This window comes from Trinickia mobilis, assembly GCF_017315705.1.
In the GTDB taxonomy this organism is placed as follows: Bacteria; Pseudomonadota; Gammaproteobacteria; order Burkholderiales; family Burkholderiaceae; genus Trinickia_A; species Trinickia_A mobilis.
The window spans coordinates 273247-288422 of sequence record NZ_JAFLRF010000006.1 but is presented as its reverse complement, the minus strand read 5'-3'; the positions used below and the strand labels follow the sequence as shown (position 1 = coordinate 288422).

Annotated in this window: 16 protein-coding genes; 12 read left to right on the top strand and 4 right to left on the bottom strand. The window is 61.3% G+C overall.

The window, feature by feature from the left end; translation table 11 throughout:
* Positions 1-119 precede the first annotated feature (119 nt).
* The gene (locus tag J3489_RS11575; RefSeq protein WP_206997969.1) at positions 120-881 is read right to left on the bottom strand and encodes an N-acyl amino acid synthase FeeM domain-containing protein; all 762 of its coding nucleotides are present in this window, start codon (positions 879-881) and stop codon (positions 120-122) included.
* 685 nt (positions 882-1566) lie between these two features.
* On the opposite strand from J3489_RS11575, the gene J3489_RS11570 reads away from it, so the two are divergent.
* Positions 1567-2475 (top strand): LysR family transcriptional regulator, encoded by a 909-nt coding sequence (locus J3489_RS11570; RefSeq protein WP_206997967.1) that lies wholly within the window; start codon positions 1567-1569, stop codon positions 2473-2475.
* On the opposite strand, the gene J3489_RS11565 is transcribed toward J3489_RS11570, so the two are convergent.
* Together J3489_RS11565 and hpnI are read right to left on the bottom strand one after the other, a co-directional pair.
* A complete protein-coding gene (locus J3489_RS11565) occupies positions 2423-3535 on the bottom strand; it encodes a lysylphosphatidylglycerol synthase domain-containing protein (protein ID WP_206997965.1) in 1113 nt (370 codons plus the stop codon). The two genes, J3489_RS11570 and J3489_RS11565, sit on opposite strands and share 53 nt — an antisense overlap.
* A gap of 113 nt (positions 3536-3648) precedes the next feature.
* Positions 3649-4812: a bacteriohopanetetrol glucosamine biosynthesis glycosyltransferase HpnI gene (hpnI, locus tag J3489_RS11560; protein WP_242539965.1), complete on the bottom strand. Its 1164-nt coding sequence runs from the start codon at positions 4810-4812 to the stop codon at positions 3649-3651.
* A 485-nt stretch (positions 4813-5297) separates the two neighbouring features.
* Between hpnI and J3489_RS11555 the strand changes: the two genes are divergently transcribed.
* Complete coding sequence (locus J3489_RS11555) at positions 5298-5549, top strand: hypothetical protein (protein ID WP_206997963.1); 252 nt, start codon at positions 5298-5300, stop codon at positions 5547-5549.
* 64 nt (positions 5550-5613) lie between these two features.
* On the opposite strand, the gene J3489_RS11550 is transcribed toward J3489_RS11555, so the two are convergent.
* Positions 5614-6165 carry a thioredoxin family protein gene (locus J3489_RS11550; RefSeq protein WP_206997962.1) on the bottom strand — a complete coding sequence of 184 codons (552 nt, stop codon included), beginning with the start codon at positions 6163-6165 and terminating at the stop codon, positions 5614-5616.
* A 240-nt stretch (positions 6166-6405) separates the two neighbouring features.
* Here J3489_RS11550 and J3489_RS11545 point away from each other — a divergent pair, with 240 nt between their 5' ends.
* From J3489_RS11545 to J3489_RS11500, 10 genes are all read left to right on the top strand, one after another.
* The gene (locus J3489_RS11545; RefSeq protein WP_206997960.1) at positions 6406-7146 is read left to right on the top strand and encodes a response regulator; all 741 of its coding nucleotides are present in this window, start codon (positions 6406-6408) and stop codon (positions 7144-7146) included.
* Positions 7143-8459: a sensor histidine kinase gene (locus J3489_RS11540; RefSeq protein WP_206997958.1), complete on the top strand. Its 1317-nt coding sequence runs from the start codon at positions 7143-7145 to the stop codon at positions 8457-8459. Before J3489_RS11545 ends, J3489_RS11540 begins: the two co-directional genes overlap by 4 nt.
* A gap of 260 nt (positions 8460-8719) precedes the next feature.
* Complete coding sequence (locus J3489_RS11535) at positions 8720-9034, top strand: DUF4148 domain-containing protein (protein ID WP_206997955.1); 315 nt, start codon at positions 8720-8722, stop codon at positions 9032-9034.
* Positions 9035-9224: 190 nt separating this feature from the next.
* Positions 9225-9389: a hypothetical protein gene (locus J3489_RS11530; RefSeq protein WP_206997954.1), complete on the top strand. Its 165-nt coding sequence runs from the start codon at positions 9225-9227 to the stop codon at positions 9387-9389.
* Between the two features lie 476 nt (positions 9390-9865).
* Positions 9866-10327 (top strand): MarR family winged helix-turn-helix transcriptional regulator, encoded by a 462-nt coding sequence (locus tag J3489_RS11525; RefSeq protein ID WP_206997951.1) that lies wholly within the window; start codon positions 9866-9868, stop codon positions 10325-10327.
* A gap of 139 nt (positions 10328-10466) precedes the next feature.
* Positions 10467-11876: an MmgE/PrpD family protein gene (locus J3489_RS38560; RefSeq protein WP_206997949.1), complete on the top strand. Its 1410-nt coding sequence runs from the start codon at positions 10467-10469 to the stop codon at positions 11874-11876.
* Positions 11877-11942: 66 nt separating this feature from the next.
* Complete coding sequence (locus J3489_RS11515) at positions 11943-12164, top strand: hypothetical protein (RefSeq protein ID WP_242539943.1); 222 nt, start codon at positions 11943-11945, stop codon at positions 12162-12164.
* A 101-nt stretch (positions 12165-12265) separates the two neighbouring features.
* Positions 12266-12691, top strand: a complete 426-nt coding sequence (locus J3489_RS11510; RefSeq protein WP_206997947.1) for an organic hydroperoxide resistance protein — start codon at positions 12266-12268, stop codon at positions 12689-12691.
* A 66-nt stretch (positions 12692-12757) separates the two neighbouring features.
* Positions 12758-13645, top strand: a complete 888-nt coding sequence (locus J3489_RS11505; RefSeq protein WP_206997945.1) for a LysR family transcriptional regulator — start codon at positions 12758-12760, stop codon at positions 13643-13645.
* Between the two features lie 220 nt (positions 13646-13865).
* Positions 13866-15143, top strand: coding sequence for an MFS transporter (locus J3489_RS11500; protein WP_206997943.1), 1278 nt, complete (start codon positions 13866-13868; stop codon positions 15141-15143).
* Positions 15144-15176 lie beyond the last annotated feature (33 nt).

Sequence of the window (15176 nt, the reverse complement as noted above, 5' to 3'; positions counted from 1 at the left end):
CCCAGCCACACTCTCGCGCCGCCGGAACGGCGGCGGTGCGAGTCTTCGCCCGCCGCCGCCCGTTCGCTGTTGCGCCCGGTCACATTAGAGCCCGGCTTCATTTCATTTCATTAGCTTGATTAAGCAATACGCGATCCTTCCTGGCATCGTACCGGTTCCGGCATCAAAGATAAATCGTTTGGTACGCGCAAATCGATATCCGGATGATGTGTCTGAAATACGAACTTGAATAGAGGGTGCTTCGCTTCCCCCCACCGTCGCCGCGCCACACCGACTTCCCCGGCCATTACGCGATGCGGCAAGCCACCCACGTGGGCCATCGGCATAAATTGCCGATGTTCAAAAACATCTTCGAACAGCATTGCATCGTATTCGCGATCGACTGGCGAACGGGCGGTAATAATCAGCCAATCGATTTGCTGCTGCTCGCAATACAGGAACAATGCCTTGAACAACATCATTTTCACGACCTTGCCGACGCCCCCGTTCGCCACGCCCAGGCGAGTGGCTTCGGCAAGACGTGCCGCACCGAACCTGTGCGGCAGTTCCATCGATTGCTCGACGGGAAGCGGCGCGAACTCGTTGGTTTGAATTCGCATCGTGCCGACGGGCGCATCGTCGAGCTTCGCCTCTGCAAGCAGCACGGTCGTGCCGGGCTCGCGGTCGCAGTCCTCGACCGCCATCCTTTGCGCGAACTCCGGCAAGTGCCGGCCATAAGCCGTGCGCCGTACGCCCACCGCTTTCCTTAGATCGCGCTCACCGGATGCAATCCGGATCGAAAACGGCATCCGCTCGGGATTTTGGAGTGCTTGAATAGCCGGCAATTCAAGCCTGCTGGCGTGATCGCAAGCACCATGCGTAATAATTTCTATTGACTTCATTTGGAACCCCTTTGTATTGGTGAGGGAGAGCCGTAGCGTCGGCCGTATTGGGCGTGGCAAAGCGGCAGGATTAGCGTCTCACGAAGACAAATTCGGAAGTGCGGTGTACCGAAGGTTCGGAAGCACTTTTTGCGGCATTCGATGAGAGATTGGCGGATTGCAGCAGCGGGGAGGGGCTTGAGTGCGCGGCATGGCATTGACGCGGCAAGACGGATGCGGCTGAGATATCACCTGTTGGGGCGGCAGGGTGTGCGCTTGAGCTGCAAAGAATCGCTTCTTTAGCAGCCTTTCGTTAACCTGAATAACGGTGAAATGCGACAGCGCATTCGCGGTTTCATCGGGCCGGACACCATGCGAGCGTATGCCGCTATAGGGATTTCCGGGGATTTCCATTCGCTGCCGATGGCATCGCGTTTTCGCCGTTTGCCGGCGAGGAGGCAAATCGCGCGATACGCAATGCGCCGCCGCTTAGGCGGCGTCCCTTCATGCATGTCTTTATTTCTCGGATCGTGGGAAAACTTCGCGCCATTGAGGCACACTCGGTTTTGACAAAAACGGTGAAGCCATTTGAAAGGTTGCTGATGAACGACGCGCGCGCGGGGAATGTGCGGCCGTTGAAGTCGGGATTCGTCACCGGCTAGTATTCGGTGATGGGGCTGCATAACCACTAAGGAGGAGCACCTGCATGGACCGCCTTCAGGCGATGGAAGTCTTTACTCGCGTCGTCGAGACCAACAGTTTTTCCAAGGCGGCCGAGATGCTGGAGTTGCCGCGCGGATCGGTAAGCAACCTGATTCAAGCGCTGGAGCAACATGTCGGCGTGCGCCTCTTGAACCGGACGACGCGGCAGGTCAGCGTCACCGAGGACGGCGCGCTCTACTACGAGAAATGCGTCAAGATCCTGTCCGAGATTTCGGACGCCGATTCGTCGCTGTCGAACAAGCGCAAGAACCCGTCGGGCACGATTCGCGTCGACACGTCCGGCACGCTTGCCAGATCGCTGCTATTGCCCGCCTTGGGCGAGTTTTATCGCTTGTACCCGCTCATCGAGGTCCGGCTCGGGCTGGCCGACCGCAACATCGATCTGATTCAAGACGGTGTCGATTGCGTGATCCGCATGGGCGCGCTCGAAGAGTCGAGTTTCATTGGGCGCCGCATCGGCAATGCGCGGATTGTCACGTGCGCGTCGCCGGCCTATCTGGAAGAGCACGGCGAACCGGCCACGCTCGAAGACCTGAGCCGGCATCGAGCCGTGAACTACGTATCGCAGCGAACGGGCAGGACGTTTCCGTTCGAATACGAAATCGGCGGCGAGCTCGTCAAGATTCCAGTGGACGGTGTGCTGGCGGTCAACGACGGTTCGACCTATATCGCCGCCGCGGTGCTCGGCTACGGGATCATCCAGCCGTCGCGCTACATGGTCGCGGATTTGATCGCGCAAGGGAAATTGAAGGAGATTCTTACTTCATACCATTGCCCGCCGACGCCGATTTCGATCGTTTATCCGCATCGCGAGCATCTCAGCTCGCGGGTTCGGGCGTTCACCGATTGGGTGATCGAAATGGCGGCGCGCAATCCCGATCTGCGGCTTTGATCGATTCCGCCGGCGCGCGCGACTGCGAATCGCCGGCCCGTGTTTGCCTGTTTGCGCTCAGGAACGAGCGCAACGCGCCGGTCAGGCGCGCCAGCATGCCGGACGATTCGGCGACCTGCCACGCGAACAACCCGGGTATGTAGATCAGCAAATCGCGCAGGCGCCGCGCTCCCGCGAGCGCGAGGCAAGTCGAGGGATCGAGGCCGAGCGCGCCGCCGATCACGATGAAGCCGCCCTCTTGAACGCCGAGGCCGCCCGGCACGAAGAAGGCGGCGCTGCTGATCGCCTGGACCAGCGATTCGATGACCACGGCTTCGAGGAAGCTCACATGCGCGCCGAGAAAATGAAGCGCGAGCCAGATCTCGAGCGCGGTCGCGAGACATTGAAGCGTTTGCCAGAAAAACACATAGCGGAGGACGACACCGCGCTGCCGCCAAATCAGCTTGATCGACTGATCGATTTGCGCGGATGGACCGACGAGCGCCGCGAGCTGGCCGCTCGTCACGCGATTGAGCAGACGCATGAGGCGCTCGAACGGACTGGCGTGCTGCACCAAGGCAAACAGCATGAGGATCGGCGCCAGCGCCACGACACCCCAGGCCAAGTCACCCGCGAGGCGCCACGCACCGGATTGCGCGTGCCCGACCAGCACGCCGATGCCGATCATCGTGAAGAGCAATTGGCTGATCAGGGTGAGCTGAACGTCGGCGACGAGACTCGCGGCGGCCGTCGCCGGCCGCACGCCGCGCTTCTTCAACATCCGGAACGACACGACTTCGCCGCCGATCCGCGCGACCGGCAGCATGCAATTCACCGATTCGCGGATCCACACCAGACGCAGCATGCCCGCCAGACTCGGGCGATTGGCGTCGCGAATCAGCGTTTGCCAGTCCCGCGCATTGGCGAGCATCGGCAAGACATGGGCGACCGCCGCCAGCACGAGGCCTGCGCCTGCGGCGCGCATCAGCCCGAGCACCGTCCCCGGATTGCTGTGCCACACGAGCCAGAGCGAGACCAGCAAGCCAGCGAGCGCAGCGATACCGCCAAGATGCTTGCTCATGCTGTAATCGCCCTCTGCAGAGTGGCCGCGTTGCGGGCGTCGAAACAAAAGCGCTGCAGCACTATCCAGCCGCAACAGCGTGTGCGGCTGTCCAAACGAATCGGTATCACCAATTACTCATCCTGAACCGGGGACAGCAAGCCATTGCCGTCGACCTTGAAACGAAAGCCGCGCCAGACGACGCGTGTCGAGAAGTAGCTGGCCACGAAGATCATGAAAGACACGATATCCCAAACCGGTTGCAGCCACAGGTCCACGTGCGGTTGCCGCAGCGCGCGATCGGTTTGCCACTTGAGCGTGAAGCGTGCCAGGAGCGCGGCGCCCGCCACCGCCCACGACCATCCTGCGCCGCCCGACAGCAACACGGCGAGCATTGCAAACGCGAACGGGTGGATCAGCGCCGAGCCCAGGTGGCCGATCGGGTCGATGGTGCGGATCGTGCGGCTCCAGCGCAACTCGTGCGCGAGCAGCTTCGCAGCGCTGTTTTCCACGCACGCATGCGAGACGGCGAAGGGCGGAATGACCACTTTCTCGCCGATCTTGCGCACGGCTTCGCCAATGGCGTGATCTTCGGCCAGATGATGAACGAATTGCGCAAAGCCGCCGATCTTGTCGAACGTCTCGCGCCGCATGGCGATGGTCTGTCCGAAGCACGGCCGCGCCAACCCAAGCGCGAGACCCGTCACCACGCTCGGCAGAAACTGGTAGTTGGTGGCTTTCACCGATAGACGCGGCCAGAAGCCGGGATCGGGCTGGCCGCGATACACGCAGGTGACGAGCCCGACGCCGGGCTTTTGCAGCTCGCCGATCACATGGCGCAGATAGTGGGGCCCGACACTGACGTCGCTGTCGGCGAAGACCAGCATATTGTGCCGCGCTTGCGGCAGCATGTTGACGATGTTGCTGATTTTCCGGTTGGGACCGTAGAGGCGCGCTTCGACGACGACGGCGATGTCGGCCTCGGGATACAGACGGCGCAATTCGTCTACTGTTTTGAGCGCCGGGTCTTCCGAGTCGTGCACGCCGAACAGGAATTGCATCGGGCCGGGATAGTCCTGCTGGCAGAAACTGGACAGATTGTCAAGCAGCGCCCATTCCTCGCCATGCAGCGGCTTGACGATCGTGACAGGCGGATAGCTCGCCGGCTCGGCGCTCGAGCGCGCAAAGAAACGTCCGATCAAGACCGTCGCGAGCAGCGTATAGGCGATGCCGAGGATGGCGGCCGTGCCGCAGACCAGGAAAGCCGCGACATAGAGCCAATGCTCGGCTCCCGGCATTTTTTCGAACGCGATCAGCGCGCCCGCAATGAGCAGACCAATCAGGGCAGCGCGCCACACCCGTCGCATCGTCGCCGCGCTGTCTGAACGAGCGGACACGAGCGGCGCGCGTGGATCGCGTTTCATGCGCGCGCTGAAAGCGGAGGAACGCTGCGACGTATACAACGAAATGCGTGATCTGCGGAAGTGAGTGATGCCGTCATACTCAGGTTTACCCTGTGGTCGCGAATCTGCCATTAGCTTTCCTCAGGCTTTTATAGGATCTCGTGCGCCCCGACAGAACGTCGAGGAGTGTAGCTGTCGTTCGAGAGCCACTTCCTTAGTGTTCGGCCATGTCGAATAGTATGCGATCGAGGAGCAAACGGGTGTTTTCGTGAGCCGATGCGCCGATATGCTTAATGAAAGAGATCGGCCGGGCTTTCATTTTTCTTGCGAGGCCCAAAGCGCCGAGACGCGGGCGAGCCTTTTAGCAGGAGACTCTATTCTTGCGCATTCTCCGGCCTGATGATGACGATTTGACAGGCCGCGAGGCCGAACAGTTTTACCGTGAATTACAAAAATCGCGTCTGCTTTTGCCGATCAGGGGCCGAATGTTCTGTCTTTTTCGTGACGAGCGGCCTGCTCGAAGTTACGTCGCGACGGCCGGCCGCCATCGGCGTCGAACACCGCGTCGGATCGGCGAGGCGCTGCCGGTCGTCGCGGCCGCGCTTGTGGCGGCGCTCGCGACGTCTCTGTGAAGCGCGCTTTCGGCCGCTTTCCGGCGGACAGTTCCGGCTTGAGGAACGCGTTCGCACGCAGCCCTCAGCTCGCTTTCGCCAACTGCGCCCGAATTTCGGCTTCGGTGTGCTCGTAGTCGCCTTCGCCGAAGTGGCTGTAGACTACGCGCCCTTTCTTGTCGATCAGATAGAACGCCGGCCAGAATTGATTGCCGTAAGCGTTCCACGTTGCGTAGTCATTGTCCTGCGCGACGGGGTAGCCGAGACCGTATTGCTTGATGGCCGCGCTCACCTTCGCGGTATCGCGCTCGAACGGATATTCCGGCGTATGCACGCCGACCACCACGAGACCCTGATCCTTGTACTTCTGATACCAGTTCTGCACATAGGGCAGGGTATGGATGCAGTTGATGCACGTGTAGGTCCAGAAATCGACTAGCACCACTTTGCCCCGCAATTGCTGCATGGTCAGCGGTTCGCTGTTGAGCCATCTATCGATGCCGGTGAATTCGGGGGCGGCACTGTTGCGTTCGACCGGGAGCCCGGCGCTTGCGCCGCGGCTTGCCCCCATCACGGCAAACAAGGCGCCGGCAGCAACGGTTGTAACGGCGAGAGCGGTCTTGAGTCGAGAAAACATATTGGCGTCCTTTGCTGAGCGAGCGGAAAAGCCGGAATTGGCATGGCTGAATTGGAACGCTCCGACGTATCTCGCTTGTGTCTGCCGCGCGGTGCCCGTGCAATGTTTTGTATCCCGGCATCCGCCAGATACATGGCGATACAAAGCGCCGCGCCAACTGGGCTATAAAGCAGGCGTTACTCGATTCGCTGATAACCTCGAGCCGCATAGGGATAAAACGCCCGAAGGTATGATCCTCCGATGGATAAAATCGATCACGTCCTGCTCGTCGACGACGACCGGGCTATTCGCGAACTCGTCGCTGCCTATCTCGAGAAGAACGGCATGCGAGTTTCGCTTGCCGCGAACGGGCGCGAAATGCGGACTGCGCTGGAGTCCGGCGCGCCCGATCTGATCGTGCTGGACCTGATGCTGCCCGGCGAAGACGGCCTGGTGCTGTGCCGCGAGTTGCGCGCCGGCAAATTCCGCACCGTGCCCGTGCTGATGCTCACGGCGCTGAGCGAGGAGACCGATCGAATCGTCGGCCTGGAAATGGGCGCGGACGACTACCTCGCGAAGCCGTTCGCGGTGCGCGAGCTGCTCGCGCGCATCCGCGCGGTGCTGCGCCGCTCCCGCATGCTGCCGCCCGGCATGCAGGTGACGGAGGCGGCGCAGATGCTGAGCTTTGGCGACTGGCGTCTCGATACCACCGCGCGGCACCTGCTCGATGCGGAAGGCACGATGGTCGCGCTAAGCGGCGCGGAGTACCGGCTGCTGCGTGTCTTCCTCGATCATCCGCAGCGCGTTTTGACACGCGAGCAACTGCTCAACCTGACGCAAGGGCGGCAAGCCGATGCGTTCGACCGCTCGATCGACCTGCTGGTCAGCCGATTGCGTCAGCGCCTGCGCGACGAGGCACGCGAGCCGCGCTACATCAAGACGCTGCGCAGCGAAGGCTATGTGTTCTCGGCGGCGGTCACCGTGATCGAAGGCTCGCCATGACGAGGCCCGTATGGCACTGGCCGCGCACGCTGTTCGCGAGGCTTGCGCTGATCCTCTGCGTAGGGCTCGCACTCGCGCAAACGCTGTCGTTCTGGCTCACGATGACCGAACGCGACGAGGCGACGACTCACATGATGATGAACTACATCGATCGCGAGGTCGCCGGTTCGGTCGCATTGCTCGATCACTTGCCGCCTGCCGAACGCGCGGCGTGGCTGCCGCGGCTTGCGCGCCGCAGCTACGGCTTCATTCTCGGGCCCGGCGTGACCGGCAATCCCCCGGATGCGCGATTGTCGGAGGAAGTGGCGCGCTCGATTGCGGACGGCATCGGTAAGACCTATCCGCTGACGGTGAACGCGATTCCGGGCAAGCGTGAGCATCTGCAGGCCCATTTGCGGCTGAGCGACGGCACGCCGCTCACCATCGACATTCGTCCGATGTCGGGCATTCCGCTATCGGGCTGGCTACCGGTCGTCCTCGCGCTGCAATTGGCCGTGCTGGCCGGCTGCTGCTGGCTCGCGGTGCGCTTGGCGACGCGCCCTCTGCATCAGTTGGCGCACGCTGCTGATACGCTGGGCCCGGACTTGAAGGCGTCGCGCTTGCCTGAAGACGGCCCATCGGAAGTGTCGCGCGCGGCCCGGGCGTTCAATGCGATGCAGGACCGCATCGGGCTTTACATGACCGAACGCATGCAGATTCTCGCGGCGATTTCCCATGATCTGCAAACGCCGATTACCCGCATGCGCCTTCGCCTCGACGTGATCGACGACAGCGCCGAGAGTGCCAAGCTGCGGCAGGATCTGCTCGAGATGGAAAACCTCGTCAAGGAAGGCGTGACCTACGCGCGCACCCTGCACGGCGCGGCGGAAGCGCCGCGCCGCATCGATCCGGATGCGCTGCTCGACAGTCTGGTTTGCGACTATGTCGACGCGGGCCAGGCGGTTTCCTTGGAAGGGCGTGTCGCAGCCGCACTGGTCACGCGGCCTCAGGCTTTGCGCAGGATCGTCGGCAACCTGGTCGACAACGCATTGAAGTTCGGCGGGGCAGCCGAGATCAAGGCGCAAGCCGAACCCGGCGGGCAAGTGACGATCTCGGTGCTCGACCGTGGGCCCGGCATACCGCCCGAATCGCTGGAGGCGGTATTCGAGCCGTTCTACCGGCTCGAAACGTCTCGCAATCGCCATACGGGCGGAACGGGATTGGGCCTCGCCATTGCCCGGCAGCTCGCGCTGGCGATGGATGCCGTGTTGTCGCTGCATAACCGGCCAGGCGGCGGGCTCGAAGCGCGGCTGACGCTGAAGAACCGGCGCTAGCCTCCCGCTTCGCGCGACGAGTCGAATCCGCGAGCGCGGCCCATGTCTGTATCGCAATGTGTCTGCGCGGCGGGTGAATACAAAACATTGCACAACGCCGGTGTTCCAGACATAAGCCAGATACTTCAGAGCGTTCAAATACATCAACGCCAGGACTGCTGCTGACTGTGCGTTCGAGTCATCGGCAATCCGATGCCACCTCGATCGCCGAAAGCGCAAACCGGTGTTTTCGCAAAACTTACTCTCTTGAGGTACCGATTATGAAACTTGTTCAATCGCTCGTCGTTGCGGCTCTCGTTGCCATTCCCGCTGTTTCGTTTGCGCAGTCCAGCCAACCGGTTACCCGTGCCGAAGTGCGCGCGGAACTGGTTCAACTGCAGAAGGCCGGCTACAACCCGGCCAGCGATCACACCCAGTATCCGAAGAACATTGAAGCCGCTGAAGCGCGCATCAGCGCGGAGAACAGCGTCGCCGCGACTTCCTACGGTGCGCAGATGGATGCGACGTCGGCTTCCGGTTCGCGAGCGGCGCAAACCGAAATGGCGGGGCTCGGTCCGGTTTACGCCCATCCGTAAGCCGCGTTCGCGCGCCGCTCGCATCGCGGCGCGCAGCGTCCGTGTCCCGCCCTCATTGTTCTCAATCCGGGAAAAGTGAATTCTGCTCCGCTCCATTGATGTACTGCGCAGGACGATTAATCTTAGTGACATGGGTTGCTGGCTTTGGCTTGCTATTTCAGTCACAGATATCTTCGGCGGGGAGCCTCACATGGACATCCTTGAATTGGCGCGAAAATCCGGAATGACGATTGTCCTCGACGCCAAGATCGGGCGTCAGGAATATCGCACGGTGCACAGCTCGATTACCGCGCTGGAACGCTTTGCCGAGCTGGTGGCAGCGTCGGTGCAATGCGAGGCGCTGGAGCACGATTGATGTGCGGTGACGGCGGTGCCGACGTCAAGGCCCAACGCCGGCGCCGACGCTGACGCGAGCTTCGATGGCGGTACGAGCGCGGATTGCATTGAGGGAAACAACGACGTCATCGGTTCGACGTCATGGCAGATTCTGCAGAGGAAAGGACGATGAAATACAACGCTTCGAATTACCTGAATACCGAGGCCCAAGGCGGGACGAGCGTCCGGCGCGACGCAAGATCGAAATCGAGCGAAAGCTCGCAAACGATTGATGACACGAAAGCGTCTGCCAGGAATTGGGCGTGGGCGCACCACACCGATTCGTATGACTGGATGGACATGCATAGTCCGTTTTCGCCAGCGGATTTGGCCGGCTGATCGAGATACGGCAAGCGCTTGGCCCCAGATATCACGCACTTGCGACTAAATCGCATCCGATCTATATAATGTGTCCTTCGGAAAACTCTCACCGAGTGTTGATGAACGAGGACACAGATGAAATCCACTGAAAACGCAGATTCGGCAGCCTTGAGGCTGTCGGACTTCCTGTGCTTCGCCGTGTACTCGGCGAATCTCGCTTTCGGCAAGGCATACAAGCCGATTCTCGACGAGCTTGGCCTCACCTACACGCAATACATCACGATCATTGCGCTGTGGGAGCAAGACAATCAGACCGTCGGCGGTCTCGGCGAAAAGCTGTTTCTCGAATCGAACACGCTCACGCCGATCCTGAAGAAGCTGGAAGCAATGGGCTATCTGCATAGACAGCGCGATCCCCAGGACGAGCGTCAGGTGCTCGTCGGCCTGACGAAGGCCGGGCGGCGCCTGCGCGAAAAAGGCCTGACCATGGACATCGTCGAGGCCTGCGGCCTGGCACCCGAGGAGTTCCCCAAGATTCAGAGGGCGATCGTCACGCTGCGCAACAATCTCGTCAAGTCCGCGCGCGAACAGGGATGAGCGTGCCTCCGCGGGGGTCTCTCGAGAAGCAACAAGCAGGCTATCTCCGAAACTGATATCCCTATGCAAACCCTTCGCTTGATCTTCGTTCGGAACAGTGCGAATTTTCCACATCGGCTTTTCCTGGGAAATCCGCCAAGTGAGCACACCCACTACCGCCCAGCGTATCGGCAAGTTTGCTTACGATGCGCACGCCCCTGATCTCACGCTCGATGCACGCAAGGTCTTCAAACGAAACATTCTCGACAGCCTGGGATGCGCAATCGCCGCGTTGCCCGGCGCGCCATTCAAGGCGCTTAGGGGGCAGTTCGCCGAGTATCGCGGTTCGGGATCGTGCACATTGATCGGCGGCGGCAGCACGTCGCCGGATCAGGCAGCGCTGTACAACACGAGCCTCGTCCGCTACGTGGATCTTCTCGACAGCTACATGTCGCCAGGCGGTCTGTGTCACCCGAGCGACAACTTCGGCACGATCCTGGCCGCGGCGGATCATGCGTCGGCGAGCGGGGAGGATTTCATGCTGGCGCTCGCTGTCGCGTATGAGATCGGCTGCCGTATCACGGCAATCGTCCCCGTCATGGCGAAGGGCTTCAATCATGCGATTCAACTGGCGATATCGGCTGCGGCCGGATCGGGCAAGCTGCTCGGCTTGAATGCCGATCAAATCGCGCACGCGATTGCGATCGCGACGGTCGACAACGTGTCGCTTTCGTGCGTGCACTCCGAGCCGGTATCGCAATGGAAAGGCTTCTCGCCCGGCATGACCGGCATGCGAGCCGTCTACTCCGCGTCGCTTGCGAAACGCGGCTTCACGGGCCCGCTTCGCCTTTTCGAAGGGCCCAACGGGCTGGTTCGCATGTTCGATCAGCCGCTCGACGTGGACTGGGACGATCGGCGGCTTGAGATCGTTCATCAGACTGTCATGAAGAAGTACTGTTCGCTGATTCACGGCCAGCCTGTCCTCGAGGCGACGCTCGAACTCAAGCGCAAGCACGGCGTGAAGAGCGAGGATGTGAGTGAGGTCCTCTGCGACATTTTCCAGACCGGATACGACATCGCGGGCGGCGGCGGCTTCGGCCCGAAGGACGATCCGCAGACGAAGGAACAAGCCGACTACAACCTTAAGTATCTGATCGCCGCGGCGCTGCTCGACGCTCAAGTGGGCCCGGCTCAGCTTGAACCGCAGCGCGTCCGGGCGGCCGATGCGCAGGCATTGCTCAAGCAGGTCACCGTGCGTCCGGACGCCGAATTCTCGGCTCAGTACCCGCAAGCCTTGAACGCGAGAGTGACGATCAAATGCAAGGACGGCCGCGTGTTCTCGAAGGAGCACGCGGGCTTCGAAGGCGGCCTCGACAATCCGTTCACGTGGGAACGCACGGTCGAAAAATTCCACTGGTTGAGCGAGCCATACGCAGACGAAGCGCTTCGAGGCCGGATCGTCGATCGGGTCTCAATGCTGGAGGAACACTCGGTTGAGGAGTTGATGCAACTCCTGGCGAAGGTCAGTCCAGTTGCAAAGTACCCTGCGAAACATCCGGGGATTCAATAGTCGATACTGGAGCTTAGGAGATCGGCATGGCCCTTATATCTTGCGGCATGCGGTACGGAGGGACGGATGAGCAGATTGGAGACTCATCGTGCCTTTTATCGAATGCCACATCAAAGCGGGTTTGTCGCCAGCACGTCGCGAACAGCTCATCCGGGATATCATCCAGGTCACGCACGACTCGATCGGATCGGATCGGATCCGAAGATCATCAATGTCATCGTGCATGAACATCCGGCTGAAAATATCAGCGTTTCCAGCCGCATCAACGGCGAAGACTTCAAGCGGTGAAGACGGGCTGATTGCGCGGCTGGCGTGGCGACCCGAGTCCTTGAACTTTTAGGTATCTCTTGCGGTGCGGGATACTTAAATCCTCTCTGAAGGAGTTTGTAATGTCGATCGAACAGGTTCTCTACCGCGCTCACGCGCAAGTCACCGGAGGCCGCGACGGCCGTGCGGTGGTTCCCGATAGCAAGCTCGATCTGCATCTGACCACGCCAAAGGAGCTGGGCGGAAAGGGCGGCGATGGCACGAATCCCGAGCAGTTGTTTGCAGCCGGTTACAGCGCATGCTTCATTGGCGCGATGAAGTTCGTCGCCGCGCGCGACAAAATCGCCATGCCCGCGGATGCGTCGATCGACGGCAACGTCGGCATCGGCCCGATTCCCAATGGTTTCGGCATTGAAGTCGAGCTGAAAATCTCGCTGCCCGGCATGGCGCGCGACGCCGCGCAGGACTTGATCAACAAGGCGCATGTCGTCTGTCCTTATTCGAACGCGACGCGCAACAACATCGACGTGACGCTGACGCTCGTCTAAGCGGAGTTCTCGTTCGATCAATCGCTGGCCGCCTTTGCCAGGGGCGGCCAGTTCGAGGTGCAAAGCATGGATGTTGCCGACCTCAAGGTATTCGAGGCAGTGGCTCGTCATGGAAGCATGAATCGGGCCGCGACCGAACTTCATACCGTTCAGTCGAATGTGACCGCTCGAATCCGGTCTCTGGAACGGGAAATCGGTGTTGCGCTCTTTCAGCGGCACGTGCGCGGCGTGAGCTTGACGCCGGCGGGGCAGCGGATGCTGCCGTACGCGGCGCGTATTGCGAAGCTCGTCGCGGATGCCAAGCTCGCCGCGCTCGATGACGGCCCCCCTAGCGGCGCGCTCGCATTAGGAACCCTCGAAACCACGGCGGCGCTGCGCCTGTCTCCCATCCTGAGCAATTTTGCAAGAATGCATCCGCAGGTGCAGTTGTCGCTGACCACCGGCACCAGTTGCAGCCTGACGGCAGATGTCGCGGAATGCCGTCTCGACGGCGCGTTCGTCGCCGGACCGGTAGAACATCCGGACCTGCATGCCGAGACCATCTTTCAAGAGGAATTGGTGCTGGTGACGCCGCGCACCTTGCGCTCGCTGGAGTCGATCCGGTCGGTCAAGGATCTCAAGACGATCGTCTTTCGCCTCGGTTGTTCGTATCGTCAGCGGCTTGAGACTTTGCTTTCCGAAATGGGAATACTCACCGCCACGCCGCTCGAATTCGGCTCGCTGGACGCGATCGTCGCGTGCGTTGCAGCCGGTATCGGGATCACGTTGCTGCCTCGCGGCGTAGTGGCGAACGCGGCGGGACAGGATCTCGTCGCCGTTCATCCGATCGCTCCTGAGAAGGCGCAGGTCGCAACGCTCTTCATTCGACGGCACGACGCTTATGTGTCGAGCGCAATGCGGGCGTTTGTCGATGTCGCGCGTTCGGAGTTCGGGCCGCGCATGGTCGCGGCCTAGGCGAGGTCCGTCCGGTCGTTCCATAGAGCGTTTCCGCTCGATCCATCAAGCCGTCGACTAGCCCGGCCAGGAAAAGCATTTGTTCCTGGGGGGTAGCGATTTCTCCGCGCCCCGTCTCTAGAATGCTCCTTAATGATTCTTCTAGTGCAGGAAACGATCTCGCAACCCTTCCTGTGTGCCCGCGCTCCATCATTAGCGCCCAGTGATATCCGCAACTGCAATGGAAAACGCCACCACCACCCTCCCGCGATCGGCAGTGCCGCATGCCGAGAAGGTCACTTACGCGGCGCGCAACGCGCAGTATTGGCGAAGGAACCTGATTGTCTGTGTGTTCGGCTCATTTACGACGCTGGTCAGCTTGAGCATGCTGCTGCCGTTTTTGCCGCTTTACGTTCAACAACTTGGTGTCACGTCGACGTCCGCGGTCGTGCAGTGGTCCGGCGTGGCATTCGGCGTCACATTCCTGGGTACGGCGCTCACCGCCCCGATTTGGGGGCAACTCGCCGATCGCTATGGGCGCAAGCCGATGCTCGTTCGCGCAGCGGTCGGCATGGCGATCGTCATGTCGACGATCGGCCTCGCGCACAACATCTATGAGCTGGTGGCGTTGCGATTCGCCGCCGGCTTGATCGGCGGATACGCGTCGGCTGCGATTGTGATGATCGGCACGCAGGCGCCTCCCGAGCGTTCGGGCTGGGCGCTGGGCGTGCTCTCGACAGGCGTGCTTGCCGGTAATCTCGTCGGGCCGCTCATCGGCGGTGTGCTTCCGAATCTGATCGGTATTCGCGGCGCTTTTTTCGCCGGCGGCGGGATGATTGCCGTTGCTGCGATCCTGACGCTTACGCTGGTCCGCGAAGACTTCAGCCAAAGGCCGGAACCCAAGGCGAAGAAGGTGCAGGGAACGGCCGTCGGCGGAACGCGCAATTACGTGGCGCTTGCGGCACTGCTCGTGACCGCGACGATGGTGCTGCTGTCCAACATGTCGATCGAGCCGATCATCACGGTGTATATCGGACAGTTGGGCGTTGCTCATAACCGGCTCGCGACGGTCGCCGGCATCGTGATGGCATGCTCCGCGTTCGGCAGCATGCTGATGGCCGCGCGGCTCGGTGCGCTGGCCGACCGTATCGGCGGCTGGAATGTCATCATCGGCTGTCTCGTGGCGACGGGCCTCGTGATGATTCCGCAGGCCTTCGTCACCGAATGGTGGCAGCTCGCCGCCCTGCGCGGGCTGATGGGCATGACGCTGGCGGGGCTGTTGCCGTCCATCGCCAAGCTCGTGCGCCATGCCGTGCATGAGCGCGAATCGGGGAAGATGCTGGGATATCTGCAGTCGTCGCAATACGCAGGGCAGGTAATCGGTCCGCTGATCGGCGGTGCGATCGGCGTGCACTTCGGCATGCGCTACGTGTTCTTCGTCACGGGCGCGCTTCTGATCGGCTGCGCGGTGCTCGATAAATGGGCAAAGCAAAGAGAGGCGTCGGCGACGACAGCGTGAACTTCTGCTGGCGGCTTCGTTTGCGGTAGTGCG